Annotated in this window: 11 protein-coding genes; 7 read left to right on the forward strand and 4 right to left on the reverse strand. The window is 75.0% G+C overall.

Annotated features, from left to right (window positions below; translation table 11 throughout):
- Positions 1-42: 42 nt before the first annotated feature.
- From ACZ7MY_RS11530 to ACZ7MY_RS11545, 4 genes are all read right to left on the reverse strand, one after another.
- Positions 43-1,260 carry a ferritin-like domain-containing protein gene (locus ACZ7MY_RS11530; RefSeq protein WP_499601154.1) on the reverse strand — a complete coding sequence of 406 codons (1,218 nt, stop codon included), beginning with the start codon at positions 1,258-1,260 and terminating at the stop codon, positions 43-45.
- On the reverse strand, positions 1,257-2,111 hold the full coding sequence (locus ACZ7MY_RS11535) for a phosphate/phosphite/phosphonate ABC transporter substrate-binding protein (protein WP_499601155.1): 855 nt from the start codon (positions 2,109-2,111) through the stop codon (positions 1,257-1,259). Before ACZ7MY_RS11535 ends, ACZ7MY_RS11530 begins: the two co-directional genes overlap by 4 nt.
- Positions 2,108-3,271: an acyl-CoA dehydrogenase family protein gene (locus ACZ7MY_RS11540; RefSeq protein WP_499601156.1), complete on the reverse strand. Its 1,164-nt coding sequence runs from the start codon at positions 3,269-3,271 to the stop codon at positions 2,108-2,110. Before ACZ7MY_RS11540 ends, ACZ7MY_RS11535 begins: the two co-directional genes overlap by 4 nt.
- Before the next feature lie 100 nt (positions 3,272-3,371).
- On the reverse strand, positions 3,372-5,780 hold the full coding sequence (locus tag ACZ7MY_RS11545; protein ID WP_499601157.1) for an ADP-ribosylglycohydrolase family protein: 2,409 nt from the start codon (positions 5,778-5,780) through the stop codon (positions 3,372-3,374).
- A gap of 195 nt (positions 5,781-5,975) precedes the next feature.
- Here ACZ7MY_RS11545 and ACZ7MY_RS11550 point away from each other — a divergent pair, with 195 nt between their 5' ends.
- The 7 genes from ACZ7MY_RS11550 to ACZ7MY_RS11580 all read left to right on the forward strand — a co-directional run bounded on the left by ACZ7MY_RS11550 (position 5,976) and on the right by ACZ7MY_RS11580 (position 14,295).
- Positions 5,976-7,100 (forward strand): MFS transporter, encoded by a 1,125-nt coding sequence (locus ACZ7MY_RS11550; RefSeq protein WP_499601322.1) that lies wholly within the window; start codon positions 5,976-5,978, stop codon positions 7,098-7,100.
- A 424-nt stretch (positions 7,101-7,524) separates the two neighbouring features.
- The gene (locus tag ACZ7MY_RS11555) at positions 7,525-11,157 is read left to right on the forward strand and encodes a S8 family serine peptidase (protein ID WP_499601158.1); all 3,633 of its coding nucleotides are present in this window, start codon (positions 7,525-7,527) and stop codon (positions 11,155-11,157) included.
- 132 nt (positions 11,158-11,289) lie between these two features.
- Complete coding sequence (locus tag ACZ7MY_RS11560) at positions 11,290-11,802, forward strand: hypothetical protein (RefSeq protein ID WP_499601159.1); 513 nt, start codon at positions 11,290-11,292, stop codon at positions 11,800-11,802.
- Positions 11,799-12,014: a hypothetical protein gene (locus ACZ7MY_RS11565; RefSeq protein ID WP_499601160.1), complete on the forward strand. Its 216-nt coding sequence runs from the start codon at positions 11,799-11,801 to the stop codon at positions 12,012-12,014. Before ACZ7MY_RS11560 ends, ACZ7MY_RS11565 begins: the two co-directional genes overlap by 4 nt.
- A 241-nt stretch (positions 12,015-12,255) precedes the next feature.
- On the forward strand, positions 12,256-12,741 hold the full coding sequence (locus tag ACZ7MY_RS11570) for an RrF2 family transcriptional regulator (RefSeq protein WP_499601161.1): 486 nt from the start codon (positions 12,256-12,258) through the stop codon (positions 12,739-12,741).
- Positions 12,742-12,841: 100 nt separating this feature from the next.
- On the forward strand, positions 12,842-13,723 hold the full coding sequence (gene sigJ, locus ACZ7MY_RS11575) for an RNA polymerase sigma factor SigJ (RefSeq protein ID WP_499601162.1): 882 nt from the start codon (positions 12,842-12,844) through the stop codon (positions 13,721-13,723).
- A 113-nt stretch (positions 13,724-13,836) separates the two neighbouring features.
- Entirely contained in the window at positions 13,837-14,295 is a 459-nt protein-coding gene (locus ACZ7MY_RS11580; RefSeq protein WP_499601163.1) for a carboxymuconolactone decarboxylase family protein, read from the forward strand.
- The last annotated feature ends 25 nt before the right edge of the window (positions 14,296-14,320 follow it).

A 14,320-nucleotide genomic window follows, 5' to 3' on the forward strand; every position in this document is an offset into this window, starting at 1 on the left:
CCCCACCGCATCCGCGGTGGGGGCCCGTTCCGCCGCCCGGCGTCACATGAAGTTCCGGGTGTGCAGGGCTGACAGCGCCGCGGCCTCGTCGTCGGGGAAGCCCAGCCGGGACAGCCGGTGCCGGCGGCCCTCGTCCATGCCCGACTGGAGCCCCCGCACGGCGCGCCACCCGCGGGCGATCGCGGCCGGTTCCCACGATCCGGCCGCCAGGAGGACGAGGGCGTCGAACACGTCCTGGTTCAGCCCCGACGTCCCCGCGAGCGCGTCATGCCGGCGCTCCACGGCGGCGCGCAGCCGCCCACGCAACTGCGGCTCCACCGCCGCCCGGTGCTCCAGGTGGCCCAGCCCGAAGGCGACGTGCCGGGCCTCGTCCTGACGGACCAGCCGGCAGATCCGGCGGGTGACCGGGTCCGGCCCGTGCCGCTCCAGGAACGACAGCAGGTGCAGGAAGCTGCCCTCCCCGAGCACGGACAACAGGAAGGACGCGAGGGAGAAGTCCGCCTCCGTGAGCAGTGTGGCCAGCGACGCCCGGCCGCCGACCGTCGACGTGCCCATCGTGCCGCCCCTGAGCAGGGCCCGCCGGGTGAACACCTCGACGTGCCGTGCCTCGTCCGCGGCCTGGACGGCGAGCAGTTGAAGCACCTCGCGGAAGTGCGGGTGCACCTGGACGAGCAGACGGGCCGGCACGACGAGGGCGGCCTGCTCGTTCTCGACCAGGTACGTCATCACCTGTACGACGGCGGCCTCCACCTCGTCCGGCAGGGCGAAGGGGGCGTTCCACGGCACGGCCGTCAGCGGATCCCACTGCGAGGCCGCCGCCTGCAGGTAGAGCCGCGGCGCCAGGTCCGACCAGGCCACGTCGCGTTCGGTGACCGCGAAGTGCGTCTGCGGCCCCCCGGCCTCCACCAGCGCTCCCCGCGCGGCCAGTCCCCAGTGCAACGGCGCCCGCCCTGCGACCTGCCCGGGCCCGGGCCCGCCGGCCCGCTCGGCACCCGCCCACCGGGCGGACTCCCCGGCCCCGGCCTGTACGTGGGCGCGTACCGCGGTCTCGCCCGGCGCCGCGGGGGAGACGTGGTGCCCCTCACGCCGGCACCAGGCGGTGAGGTGTGTGACGAGGGTGGGGTCCGTGCCGGCGACGGCGACCCGGCCACCCGCCCCCGCCTGCCGCAACGCCCGGCTCACCAGTAGATGGGCGCCCTCGGCGAAGCCCGTCCCGGCCAGGTCCAGCACGATGGCGTCCGGCTGCCGGACCGGGCTCACGGCCGGTAATCGTCGGCGGCGATGCCGCCCGCGGCGTCGTAGAAGCCCGTCTCCTCCACCGCGGCCGTCAGGTCTCCGAAGCCGGACTCCCGTCCTGGCAGCCACTGCCGCAGCCCCTCCAGGTCCAAGAGGTGGCGCACACCGGGGTCGGCGTAGGACATGGACAGCAGCGACGCCGCGAACCGCTCGCCGAGCCGGGGGTCGAGCGATGGGCCCGCCGCGAGGACGCAGTGGTCGTAGGGCGCGGTACGCGCCAGGACCCGCGTGGTTCCAGCGGGCAGCGTCCCGTCCATGGCGAACGCCAGGTAGGAGCCGTCGCTCATGCAGGCGGCCGCGACGTCCCCCGCCAGCAGGGCGCGGGCGGCGTCGCGTTCGCCGCCGATGTGGTCGCCGTGCAGCCCGACGCCCGTGTCGTGGCGGCGGACGCGGAAGTCGGCGCCCGCCACCAGGCCCGCCTCCTTGAGGCGGTGCAGCGGCAGCAGGGTCGCCTGGGGCGAGTCGACCGCTCCGACGGCGACGGTCTCGCCCTTGAGGTCGGCCACCGACGCGACCGGGCCGTCCACCCTGACCACGACGACCGAGGTGAGGTCGCGGTCGGTGTCGCGCATCACGAGCGGCCGGACGTCCGCCGCCGTGGTGTGCGCCAGGCGGCGGGTCCGCAGCCACGCCAGAGGGGACTGCCACGCGGCGTCGACACGGCCGCGGACCAGGTCCTCGGTCTGCCGCTCGTAGTGGGCGTAGAGCACGAAGTCCAGGTCGAGTTCGTGCTCGCGCAGCCAGGAGCGGAATCCGGACCAGATCGTGACGACCTTCGGGTCGTACGCCACGGCGCCGAGGAGGAGGGTGCTCACTCCGCCTCCCCGAACAGCGGCAGGCCGAGTTCGGCGCGCCCGCAGAAGTCGTACAGGGCCTCGGTGGTGGGTGCCATGACGCGCGCTGCCAGTGCGTCCCGGAACCTGCGCTCCACACCCATGTCCCGGCGGAAGGCGGACCCGCCGCACAGGCGCATCACGCCGTCCGCCACCTCGGCGGCGGCCTCGCCGGCCAGCGCCTTCGCCTGCAGGACCCGTACCGTCGCCTCCGGGCTCCCGTCGGCCACGGCGCGCAGGGTGTCGTCGAGGAAGGCGCGCGTGGCGTCGGTGCGCAGCCGCAGCTGCGCGAACTGCCGCCGGGTGAGTGGCTGTTGTGCCAGGGTGCGGTCCAGGTGCTCCAGCCGGACGGTGGTCAGGTGCCCGGCGGCCAGGTCCACCAAGGTCCCCATTACCCCGAGCGAGAAGGCGGCACTCAGGAGGAGGAAGCAGGGCAGTGCCAGCTCCAGAGCGGTCTCCAGCCCCTGCCCGTCCGTCCCGAGCATCGCCTGCTCCGGTACGGACACCCCGTCGGCGACCACCGGGCAGGACGCGTTGCCGCGCAGCCCGAAGCCGTCGTAACCGCCGCTCACGGACAGCCCGTCGCGGTCGGAGGGCACCAGCCACAGCGTCATCGGCCCCTCGGCCCGCAACGGAGTGCTGGACCAGACGTTGCTGTCGGCCTCGCCCGCCGCGGTGACCCACGACTTCGCCGCGTCCAGCCGCACGCTGCCCGGGCCCTCGGGCACGGCGGTGCCCACCGGGGCCCAGAAGTGGCTCCGTGAACCGCGCTCGGAGAACGCCAGGGTGCTCAGGTGGCGCCCCTCGGCGATCGCCCGGCGCACCTCCTCGGGGCCGTGGCGTTCGATGACCGTCACGGCCGAGTAGTGCATCAGCAGGACCATCGCCGTCGATCCGCAGGTCCCCGCGAGCCGTTCGACGACCGACGCGGCCTGCCGGAGGTCGCCGCCGCTCCCGCCGACGGCCGGGGAACTGAGCAGACCCAGCAACCCCGTGCCGGCGAGGGCGCGGACGCTCTCCCGGGGGAACCGGCCCGCGCGGTCGACCTCCTCGGCGTGCGGTGCGACGCACTCGCGGAGGACCGTCCCGACGTCCGGGCCGGCGGGGGCGCCCGATGGCGACGGCTCGGTGGCTTGCAGCATGTGTTCCCCAAGGAGGTGGTGCGGTGCGGTTGCCGCTCACCACCCAAGCAGCGCTTCCCGGGCACGGGCGGCAGCGCGCGCCGGGCCCGGAGAAGAGTGATCATCGGTACGGCGCGACGAGGTCGTGCGCGAGGGCGGCCAGGACCGGGGCGAGTTCGTGGCGGCCGAGCAGCTCGGCGGGCAGGGCCCCGGCCCCGTGCGCGGCGCCGAGGAAGGCGCCGGTGACGCACGCGACGGAGGCGCCGTTCGGTGCCGCGGCGGCGAAGTGCAGTGCCTCGCCGACCTGGTGACGGTGGGGGAAGGAGGCGGCGCAGTACAGCGCGCCGCGCAGCGCCGAGGGGGCGGTGGCGTCGGGGGCGAGTGCCGCGAGCCGTCGTGGGTCGGCCGGATCGCCGGCGGCCTGCCGGTACGCGGTGCGGAGGTGGCCGGTCCCGTCGGCGTCGCCGAGGGCGTCCAGCCCGGCCCGCAGGGCGATGTGCAGCTGCGACTGCTCGGCGAACAGGGGTTCCTGGAGGTCCGCGGTGCCGGTCAGGCAGTGGTGGAGCAGGACGGTCGCCTGGGCGCCCGCGGGATGGGTGGCGGATTCCCGGGCGGCCGCCGGGACCACACCGTGGGCGGCGGTGATGACGGCGACCGGGAGCACGGCGGTGAGCAGGCCCGGCTCCTCGCCGCGAGGGGCGGCTCCTTCTGGGTGGGCGAGCCGTACGGCCGGCGTGAGGTCACCGGGGGCGCGCACGATGTTCTCGACGGTGGCACGGGCCAGGCGGGTGCCGGCCTCCGCCCGCAGCGGGCCGCGGTGCGGGAGCGTCCCGCGGGCGGCGCCCAGCGTCTCGCCGAGGGCCAGGCCGAGCAGCAGCCCGCGTACCCGGGGCAACGCGTCCTCCCGTAGTTGCGGACGCTCCCTCCCGGACTCCGGCTCCGGGGCCGTGTCGCCGTCGTCGGCGGTCCCGTCCTCCGCCTCCGGGGCGGGGATGTGCCTTGCGGCCACGGGAGTTGCGGCGGCATCCGTCTCGTACGCGTCGGCCGGGGCCGGCGCCGCGGTCAGGGCCCGTACGGCGTCGCGCAGTCCGGGGTGGGCCGGCGCGGGGGGCCACCCGTACGTCCCGCCGCCGGTGAGATGGCCGTAGACGGCGGCGACGGCGGCGACGGCGGAGACCGGGGGCCACGCGGCCGCCGAGTGGAGCAGCACCCTCCTGCCGTCCCCGCGCAGCCGCAGCACCAGCCGGGCGGCCTGGTCCAGCACATAGGCGAGGTTGGCGTCGTCCGCCGGGTCGCCGGAGAGCCACACCCGTAGGTGCTCCACGTCGCCACCCGCCGGCACCGGCAGGGTTCCCGGGCGGCCGAGCGACACCACGGCGTCGACCGGGACGGGGACGGTGCCCGGGCCGGGACCGCCCAGGAGCACACCGTGGTCGTGCGGATGCGGAACCGTGCGGCCGGCCGGGAAGCCGGGCGGAGCCGGTGTGGGCGGTGCCGGGGGCCGGCCGTCACCGTCGTCCACGGCCCCCTTCCGCGCGGTGCGGACCGCCAGCCGTACCAGGTCCGGCCCGGTCAGCCCCGGCCAGCCGTGCACGGCACGCTGCCAGTCCTGCGGGACGGCGGAGCAGCCCCAGCGCGCGCCGAGGAGGGCGCCGGCGATCGCGGCGACCGTGTCGGTGTCGTGTCCGGCCCGCACCGCCGCCTCCAGGGCGAGCCGCAGGTGCCCGGCGGGGAAGCGGCCCCGGCCGGGGTCGAGTTCGGGGACGGCGGTACGGGTGATCGCCGACCAGGCCGCCTGCAGCGCCCCGACGACCCAGCCGTTGGCGGCGAAGTGCCGGGGCGGCTCGGCCTCGGCCTCGTCCAGCCGCTTCGCCCACACGTCCCGCCGTCCCGCCGGGAGGAGTCCGAGTCCCTCGCGCACCCCGTCGAAGGTCCCGTGCAGCACGGCGGTGCGGATGCCGGAGCACCACAGGACGCAGGCGTCGGCGCACTCGGGGTCCGGGTGGGTGAGCGCGCCGACCGCGACGGCGGCCTCGGCCATCGCCGCGGCGTCATCGAGATGCGCGAGCGCCACGACCCCGGTGCGCATCAACGAGCCGTTCCCCGCGGTGAGCCGGTGGCCCGCGGCGTACCGGCGGGCGGCCTCCCGCAGCGCCTCGGCCGGGCTTCCGGGCAGCCGTCCGGCGGCGCCCAGCACCGTACGGGTCTGGGCGCCGACGTCGGTGGCGCCGCCCTCCACCCAGCGCCGGAAGCCGGTGGCGATCGCGTCCAGGGCCTCGGCGCCGCGCAGGTCCGCCCCGGTCGCCGCGACCTGGGCGACGCAGACCTGCATCTGGGTGTCGTCGGAGTACTCACCGGGCCGGTACGGCCCCAGACCGCCGCCGGTCATGCCCGGCCGCTGGTCCTCGCGCAGCGTCTCCGCGAACTCGTACGGCACCCCCAGCGCGTCGCCGACGGCCGCGCCGAGCAGCACCCCGGCCGCGCGGTCGATGCCCTGTGAGTCGAGGCGGAGGCCGGGAGTACGGGTCATGGGGCGAGAGCCTCGCACGTCACCCCGCCTCCCGCCAAGGAGCGCGCGTCCGGTGACCCGGCCCGCCCGGCGGACTCCGTACCCGGGTGATCCGACGATCCGTCAGCTAACTTGGGAGGCGTGATCAAGGAAGCCCCCGGGGAAGGCCGTGCGCGCAGCGCGTACGTCGCGGCGGCGGGTGTCTTCGCCGTCGGCATGGCGGGGACCACACTGCCGACCCCGCTGTACGGCCTCTACCGCGAGCGGATCGGGTTCTCCGAACTGGTCGTCACCGTCGTCTTCGCGGTCTACGCGATCGGGGTGATCGCCGCCCTGCTGGTCGCCGGCGACTTCTCGGACGTCCTCGGCCGCCGGCCGGTGCTGCTGGCCGCGCTCGGGCTGTCGCTGCTGAGCGCGGTGTGCTTCCTGTTCCAGGGCGGCCTGCCGCTGCTGTTCGCCGGACGGCTGCTGTCGGGCTTCTCCGCCGGGCTCCTCAGCGGGGCGGCCACGGCCGCCGTGCTCGAACTGGCCCCACCCGGCCTGCGCGCACGCGCGGGACTCGCGGCCACCGCCGCCAACATGGGCGGCCTCGGGTGCGGCCCGCTGCTGTCGGGAGTGCTCGCACAGTACGCGCCCTGGCCGCTGCGGCTGCCCTTCCTGGCGCACATCGCCCTGTTGCTGGCCGCGTTCGCCGTCACCCGTGCCCTGCCCGAGACGGTGGCGGTGCGCAGCCCGCGGTCCCCGCTGCGTCCCCAGGGCATGGTCGTGCCGCCGCAGGTGCGCGCGGCCTTCGTGCCGGCCGGACTCGCCGCCTTCGCGGGCTTCTCGATGCTCGGGCTGTTCACCGCGGTCGCGCCGAGCTTCCTCGCCCTGACGCTGAGGGAGGACAACCTGGCCGTCACGGGCCTCGTCGTCTTCTCGGTGTTCTGCGCCTCCACGGCGGGCCAGATGCTGATGGGCCGTCTGGGCGTGCGGCGCGCACTGCCGGCCGGGTGCCTGGCGCTCACGGCCGGCATGGCCGTGGTCGCCGCGTCGCTGGTGGTGGAGTCCCTGCCGGTGCTGGTCGTCGGCGCCCTGACCGGTGGCCTCGGCCAGGGCCTGTCGTTCCGCGCGGGCCTGACGGGCGTGAGCGCCGTGGCCCCCGAGGAGCACCGCGGCGCCACGATCTCGGCCTTCTTCGTCGTCGCCTACGTCGGCATCTCCGTTCCGGTGGTCGGCGTCGGCGCCCTCACCCTCGTACTCGGACTGCGGGACGCGGGAGTCGCGTTCGCGGTGTACGTGATCCTGGTGTCCGCCGCCGTGGGCGTGTTCCTCCTGCGCCGCCCGCCGCGTACGGATTGACGGCCCGGCGGCTCACCGGCTCGCTCCGGTACGAACGCGATCAGCCGGAGCGGTACGCCGCCCGCGCCGGTCCTTCGCGCGGCGCCGCCACCCCCAGGCGTATCGGTGACGGACGCTGTCGCCCCGCGCCGGTCGGCGGCGCGCCCGCCCGGGCGTCGGTCCGTGGGCGCTCCGGACATCAACGCGCCTGCTCTGCCTGGCTGGTGACGGCTGTCAAGATCTGTTCGAAATCTCAAGGATGTGATCGTATTCGCCCAGGAAATCACAAGGAGGAACAGTGTTGTTCTCCACGGCTCGAAGAGCGGGCTTCGCGGCTCTGGGCACCGCGTCCGCCGTACTCGTCACGCTCCTGAGTCCCGCTTCGGCGGGGGCGGCCGCGTCCGCCCCACCACCGCGGGGGCCGTCATCCTCCGTGGGTGGTCCGGTGCGGAGCGTCACCCTCATCACCGGGGACAAGGTCGTCGTCACCCCCGCCGGCGGCGGGCGTGACACGCTGAGCGTCGAGCGCCGTCCCGGGGCCGCGGGTTCGGTGCGGATCGTCACCGAGGGCGGCGACACCTACGTCTACCCTGACGAAGCCCTCCCGTACGTGGCCGCGGACCGCCTCGACAAGCGGCTCTTCAACGTCACCGGGCTGATCGCGCAGGGCTACGACGATGCACGGGCCCCGCGGTTGCCCCTGATCATCACCGGCGGTGACGCCGCCGCCCTGCGCCGCAGCGGCGATGCCCTGCCCGGCGCGCAGACCCGACGGGACCTGCCCTCGGTCGGCGGCGCGGCGGTCGCGGCCGGCCGGTCGGAGGCGGCGGACGCCTGGGTCGCGCTGACCGCGGGAGGCACCGGTTCCTCCGCGGCGGACGGCACGGGGTCCCGACGGGCGGCCGCGGCCCCGTCGTTCACCGGTGGCATCGGCAAGATATGGCTGGACGGCAGGACGAAGGCGAACCTCGCCGACACCACGGCCCAGATCGGCGCCCCGCAGGCATGGGAGTCGGGTGACACCGGCGCCGGCGTCAAGGTCGCCGTGCTGGACACCGGCGTCGACCCCGGGCACCCGGACCTCGAGGATCGGATCGTCGGCACCCGCAGCTTCGTTCCCGACCAGGACGTGCCGGACGGCGACGGCCACGGGACGCATGTGGCCTCCACCGTCGCCGGCACCGGCGCCGCGTCGGACGGCAGGGAGAAGGGCGTGGCCCCCGGTGCCGACCTGGTGGTCGGCAAGGTGCTCGGCAACCGTGGCGAGGGACAGGAGTCCTGGGTCATCGGCGGCATGGAGTGGGCCGCGCGCACCGAGCACGCCAAGGTCGTCAACATGAGCCTGGGCAGCGCCGAACCCAGCGACGGCACCGACCTGATGAGCCGGAGCCTCAACGCCCTGAGCGCCGAGACCGGCACGCTGTTCGTCGTCGCGGCCGGCAACAGCGGGCGCGGGGCCACCCCCTACACCATCGGTTCCCCGGCCGCCGCCGAGGCCGCGCTGACCGTGGGCGCGGTCGGCCCCTCCGACGACCTCGCGAGCTTCTCCAGCGTCGGACCCCGCGTCGGTGACGAGGGCCTCAAGCCCGACCTGACGGCCCCCGGCGTGGACGTCCTGGCCGCCCGGTCGCAGTTCTCGGGGGAGGGGGAGGGTCCCTACACGACGATGAGCGGAACCTCGATGGCCTCCCCGCACGTCGCCGGTGCCGCGGTCCTGCTGGCGCAGCGGCACCCCGACTGGCCGGCCGGCCGGTTGAAGGACGCCCTGATGAGCACCAGCAAGGCGACGCCGTACCTGACCGTGTATCAGGGCGGTTCGGGCCGCGTCGACGTCGCGGCCGCGGTCCGTGCCCGGGTCACCGCGACCGGCTCGGCCTTCCGCTTCCTCGCGTGGCCGAACACGGACACCGGCACCGTCGAGCAGGAGCTCACGTACAGCAACTCCGGCGACGAGCCGGTGACGCTGCGGCTCGCGGTGGAGGCGGGCGCCTCCGAAGCCGGCGTGTTCACCCTCTCCACCGGCCAGATCACCGTACCGGCCCACGCCAGCACCGCCGTCGGGGTCGACGCCGACCCCACGGGTCTGGCACGGGGCAACCACACCGCCATGGTCGTCGCCCGCGACGCCGGCGGGGCGGTGGTCGCCCACACGGTCGCCGGCGTCGGACTCGAACCGGAGCGCTACGACCTCGACATCGCCATGAAGGACCGTACGGGCCGGCCGATGACCGGCTGGATCCACCTCAAGAGCGCCCTCGGCAGGTCGACCGCCGCCTACGAGATACCCGCGACCGGGGAGCTGACCCTGCGTCTGCCCGCCGACAGCTACACGGTGGTGTCGTACGCGGACGTCCAGGGCACCCACGGCCCGGCCTCCCGGGGCATCGCCCTGCTGAGCGCCCCCGAGGTGGACCTGACGGCCGACCGGCGGGTCGTCCTCGACGCCTCGAAGGCGCACCAGGTGCGTGCCGTCACACCGAAGCCCACCACGCTGGTGAACACGCGGCTGGACTTCTTCCGCTCCTTCACCTCCACCGAGCCCAGCCCGGGCGACTACGGCGCGATGAGGGAGAACGTGATCGTCGGCGCGGGCTACGACAGCGTGTGGGCCCAGCCGACCGGCGCCGGAGTCCGGCACGGCAGCTTCGTGTTCGCCACCCGCCTGCGCGCCCAGCAGACGCCGCTCGACCTCTCCTACGCCGGCGGCAGGATCGACGACGCGCTCGCCCAGCAGGGCAGCGCCGCCCTCCCCGACGGCACGTCGGCACTGGACGCGGTGTTCGCCGGGACCGGTTCGCCGCAGGACTTCGCGAAGGTGCGGGCCCGCGGCAAGGTCGCCGTGGTCCGCCACAGCGCGGAGGTCGCGCCCTCGACGCAGGCCTCCGCGGCGAAGGCCGCCGGGGTGCGGCTGCTGCTCGTCGTCAACGACGGGGTGGGACGGCTCGCCACGTGGTACGGAGAACCGGACTACAGCGCCGCCACGGACGTGCCGGTCGTCTCGGTGGGCAGGGACGAGGGCGAGGCACTGATCGCGAGGGTCGACACGGCGCGTGAGCACCGGGTGCGGCTCCGGGTGGCGGCGCACCCGTCCCCGTCCTACGTCTACGACCTGGTCAAGTACCACGCCGGCGCCGTACCGCAGGACGTGACCTACCGCGCGGACCCGGACCGCCTGGCCCGCGTCGACCTGGACTTCGCCCAGCCGCGGGGCAAGCAGGCCATGGAGCGCAGGACGGACTTCCCCGCGTACGAGTGGGCCACGGGATACTCCTTCGGACTGGAGCCTATGGCCGCCGGACGGCGCACCGACTGGGTGACCGCGGGAGACGACGTCACCTGGCAGCAGACCGCCTCGGTCACCGGCTGGGTGGGCGCGACCGACAGCCCCGCGTCCTACCGGCCGGGCAGCGTCCAGCGGGAGCGCTGGCTGGGCCCGGTCCTGCGGCCCCGCATGTCGGACAGCGACTCCCAGCTGCGTGACGAGACCTCGCTCTCGCTCGTCGTCTCCGGCTGGAGTGACTCGGGAGCCGCGCACACGGGCTCCGCGGGAACCGAGACGATGACCGCGCGCACCACACTCCTCCAGGGCGGCAGCACCGTGCTGACGACGGACAGCGCCTACGTCAACGCCTTCGACCTGCCGGCCGAGTCGCTGCCGTACCGGCTCGTCGTCGACACCGCCGGCGATCCGGCGCTGAGCCCGTACTCGTCGAAGACCCGGACGGAGTGGGACTTCGTGTCGGGCAAGGCGCAGTCGGGGACCGTGCCGCTGGTGCAGCTCGACTACGGCACGGAGCTGGACGCCGTGGGCAGGGCGCACCGGTCCGGGGAGGTCTCCATCACTCCCTCGGCGCTCGGCACTTCGGCGAAGGACGCGGTGTCCTCGGTCCGGCTCGAGGTCTCCTACGACGACGGGGTGTCCTGGCACCGGCAGGACCTGAAGGATCGTCAGGGGACCTGGCGCACCACCCTGCACGCCCCGTCTTCGGCCGCGTTCGTGTCGCTGCGCACCCGCGCCACGGCACGCGCCGGAGGGTCGGTCGCGCAGACCGTCATCCGGGCCTTCGGCCTGAAGTGACGCCCGGGGGCAGGTGCCGCGGACACTCCGCGGCACCGGCCCCCGCCGGCCGTCCGCCTCGGCGCGATCCGGCGTACGCGACCGGCATACGCACCGGCGCTTCCGTGCCCGCGCGGTGGCATACTGCGCCGCATGCGGGGGGATTTCGTCAAGGCGGTGCCCAAACTGCCCTGTATCGTCGGCGGTTGCTGCCTGTTGCTGGTCCTGGGCCTTGCCTGGGGCCTGTACGGCCAGGTCCGGGCCGCCGACCGGATCGACGCCTCGCCCGTGCGCGTGGACGGCGTGGTCGAGGAGTTCATCCCCGGCAAGGGCGGCGGGGACGCGCGTGTCGGGTACGACGTCGCCGGACGGCACCATTCCGACGGCGACCTCCCCGTGCCGCGCATGCCCGGCCGTGTCGCGGTGGTTGTCCACCTGTGCCTGGAGGCCGCCGCCGACGACCCGGAGTCCGTGCGCCTGTGCGGCCTGCGCTACCCGGCGGGCGACGACATGCCGCCGACCGCCGCCCTGAGCATCGTCGCCGGCATGGCGGGCGCACTCTGCGCCGCCGGTTTCGCCGTGTCCGGGTACCGCGCGCGCCGCCCGCGCGCCCCCGGATCTCCATCCCCGGTCGGTGCGCAGGCCGCGAGGACCGGCGCCCCGTGACCCTGCCGGGCGGGACGGAGGAGCCCCGAGTGCTCCTCGCGTGGGCGGCCGGCATGGCCGCGGCGACGCCGCCCGCCATCGGCGCCTTCCTCGCGGGCGGCCTCGTCAGCGGGCTCTCCCGGGCCGCCGGCGCCGCCACGGCCGGCGTCCTTCCCGCCTATGGCTCGCCCGCGACTGGCGCAGCCGCGACCACCGCACCCCGGGCCGCCTGACCCACCTGGCCGCCGCCCTCGTCCGGTCCGCGGCCCTGTCGTCGCTCGCCACTGTCGTGCTCATGGGACCGCCCCACGCATGGGACACGGCCCTCTCCCGGGACGACATCGTCCCGCGCGCCAAACGGATCGCCGCCGTCGTGGTCCCGTGCGCCCTCGGCGCCTACGTCGCGACCGTGACCGTCCCTGCCGCGGAGCCGCCGTCTTTGACGTGCGATATCCGGATGTTTAGTATCCAGGTATGCGAACGGGCAAAGGTGTCGAGTGGGCGGTGCACACACTGCTCAACCTGGCGTGGCTCGGGGAGGGCGAGCCGGTCCCGACGGCGCGACTGGCCGCCGGTCACGATCTGTCGGCGTCCTACCTGAACAAGCAGCTCCAGCAGCTCGTCAAGGCGGGCCTGCTGGAATCGGTCCCGGGCGCGCGGGGCGGCTTCCGGACGGCCCGCCCGCTGGAGGCCGTGTCGATGCTGGACGTGGTCCTGGCCGTGGAGGGGGACGACCCCCTGTTCCGCTGTGCGGAGATCCGCCGCTGCGGCACCATCGGCGAGCGGGTGCCGGACGGCGGCTTCAGCCGCCCGTGCGCGGTGAACACCGCCATGGGACGGGCCGAGCTGGCCTGGCGCAAGGCACTGGCCCAGCAGAGCCTCGCCGACGTGCGGGCGGAGGCCGAGGCGCACGCTCCCGCGGTGGGCTCGTACGTGCGCGCCGGGCTCGGGCAGGACTGAGCTGCCCGCCCGTGCGGGGCTCCGCCGCTGTCACGGGCCCCCGATTCAGGACAGAAGACATCTCGATTCCACAGGTGGGGGTGAAGGAGGTCCCGTCAGCATGAGTCCCACGCCCACGCCCGGGCCGCCCGCGACGCTCGAGGCCGAGTGGGAGACGCACCGGCCCGCCGTCTTCGGGGTGGCGTACCGCTTGCTGGGAACCGTCGCCGACGCCGAGGACGTGGCACAGGACGTGTGGCTGCGGGCGGCCGGAGCGGATCTGCGCGCCGTCGTCGATCTGCGGGCCTGGCTGATCACGGTGGCCGCCCGGCGTTCGTACGACATCCTGAAGTCCGCGCGCGTCCGCCGGGAGACCTATGTGGGGCCGTGGCTCCCCGCGCCGTTGCTGACGGGACCGGACGCTTCGGAGCCGGTGCTCGTCGACGAGTCCGTGGGGTCGGCGATGCTCCTGGTCATGGAGGCGCTGACCCCGCCGGAAAGGGTGGCCTTCATCCTCCACGACGTCTTCGGCCTCCCGTTCGCCCGGATCGCCGACGTGCTGGACGCCTCCGGGCCCGCCGCCCGCCAACTCGCCTCGCGGGCACGGCGGAAGGTGGCCGAGGCGAGGCAGTCCACTCCGCAGGCGTCCCGGGCGGAGCGGGAACGGCTGCTCATCGCGTTCCGCGCCGCCTACGAGGCCGGGGACCTGGCGGGCCTGGTGCGGCTGCTCCACCCGGAGGCCGTGTACGTCACCGACGGCGGAGGCAGGGTCGTCACCGCGCGCAAGCTCGTCCACGGCGGCGCCCGCATCGCCCGGCTGATGTTGGGGTTGCTGTCCCGGTGGCGTCCGGAGCGCATCGACCTCGTCGAGGTCGGCGGCGAACCCGCCCTCCTGCACCGCCGCGCGGGCCGGGTCTTCTCGGTGGACACGGTGGAGATCCGGGACGGCCTGATCACCGCGTACCGCAGGGTGGTCAACCCCGACAAGATCGCGCACCTCTGAACTGCCACGTCCTACGGGCGCCCCCGACACCGCACCGGACGGAACGCCGTCGTGCGCGGGGCCCGGCCCTGGACGAGGCTTACCCGACAGAAGACCCCCAGGAGGAGACACCCATGAGCGAGCAGCAGCGCGTCAACATCGGGAAGCAGGACCCGGCCAGCTACCAGGCGCTTCTCGCCCTGTCCGAGACGGTGCAGGAGAGCGCCGCCGCGGCGGGTCTCGACCCGCTGCTGGTCGAACTGCTGAAGATCCGCACGTCGCAGCTGAACGGCTGCGCGTTCTGCCTGCGGATGCACACCCGCGACGCGCTCAAGAAGGGCGAGGACCCGGACCGCATCGCGGTGCTGCCCGCGTGGGGGGAGGCCGGCTACTTCTCCGCGACCGACCGCGCCGCCCTGCGCCTGACCGAGGCGATCACGCACGTCGCGGACGGGCACGTGAGCGACGCGGAGTACGAGGCGGCCGCGGCCGTGCTCTCCGCTGACCAGGTCGCGGCGGTCGCCTGGCTGGCGACGGTGATGAACGCCTTCAACCGCGTCGCGATCACCAGCCGCTACCGGGTCGCCGGCTGAGCCGGTCACCGGCTCCCGGGCGGCG

This window comes from Streptomyces sp. NPDC111520 (assembly GCF_055635295.1).

What these genes read in the sequence shown, in the direction of transcription:
- ACZ7MY_RS11545 (WP_499601157.1), bottom strand. Translation starts at nt 5,780, where the DNA reads ATGACCCGTACTCCCGGCCTCCGCCTCGACTCACAGGGCATCGACCGC.
- ACZ7MY_RS11550 (WP_499601322.1), top strand. Translation starts at nt 5,976, where the DNA reads ATGGCGGGGACCACACTGCCGACCCCGCTGTACGGCCTCTACCGCGAG.
- ACZ7MY_RS11560 (WP_499601159.1), top strand. Translation starts at nt 11,290, where the DNA reads ATGCGGGGGGATTTCGTCAAGGCGGTGCCCAAACTGCCCTGTATCGTC.
- ACZ7MY_RS11540 (WP_499601156.1), bottom strand. Translation starts at nt 3,271, where the DNA reads ATGCTGCAAGCCACCGAGCCGTCGCCATCGGGCGCCCCCGCCGGCCCG.
- ACZ7MY_RS11570 (WP_499601161.1), top strand. Translation starts at nt 12,256, where the DNA reads ATGCGAACGGGCAAAGGTGTCGAGTGGGCGGTGCACACACTGCTCAAC.
- ACZ7MY_RS11580 (WP_499601163.1), top strand. Translation starts at nt 13,837, where the DNA reads ATGAGCGAGCAGCAGCGCGTCAACATCGGGAAGCAGGACCCGGCCAGC.
- sigJ (WP_499601162.1), top strand. Translation starts at nt 12,842, where the DNA reads ATGAGTCCCACGCCCACGCCCGGGCCGCCCGCGACGCTCGAGGCCGAG.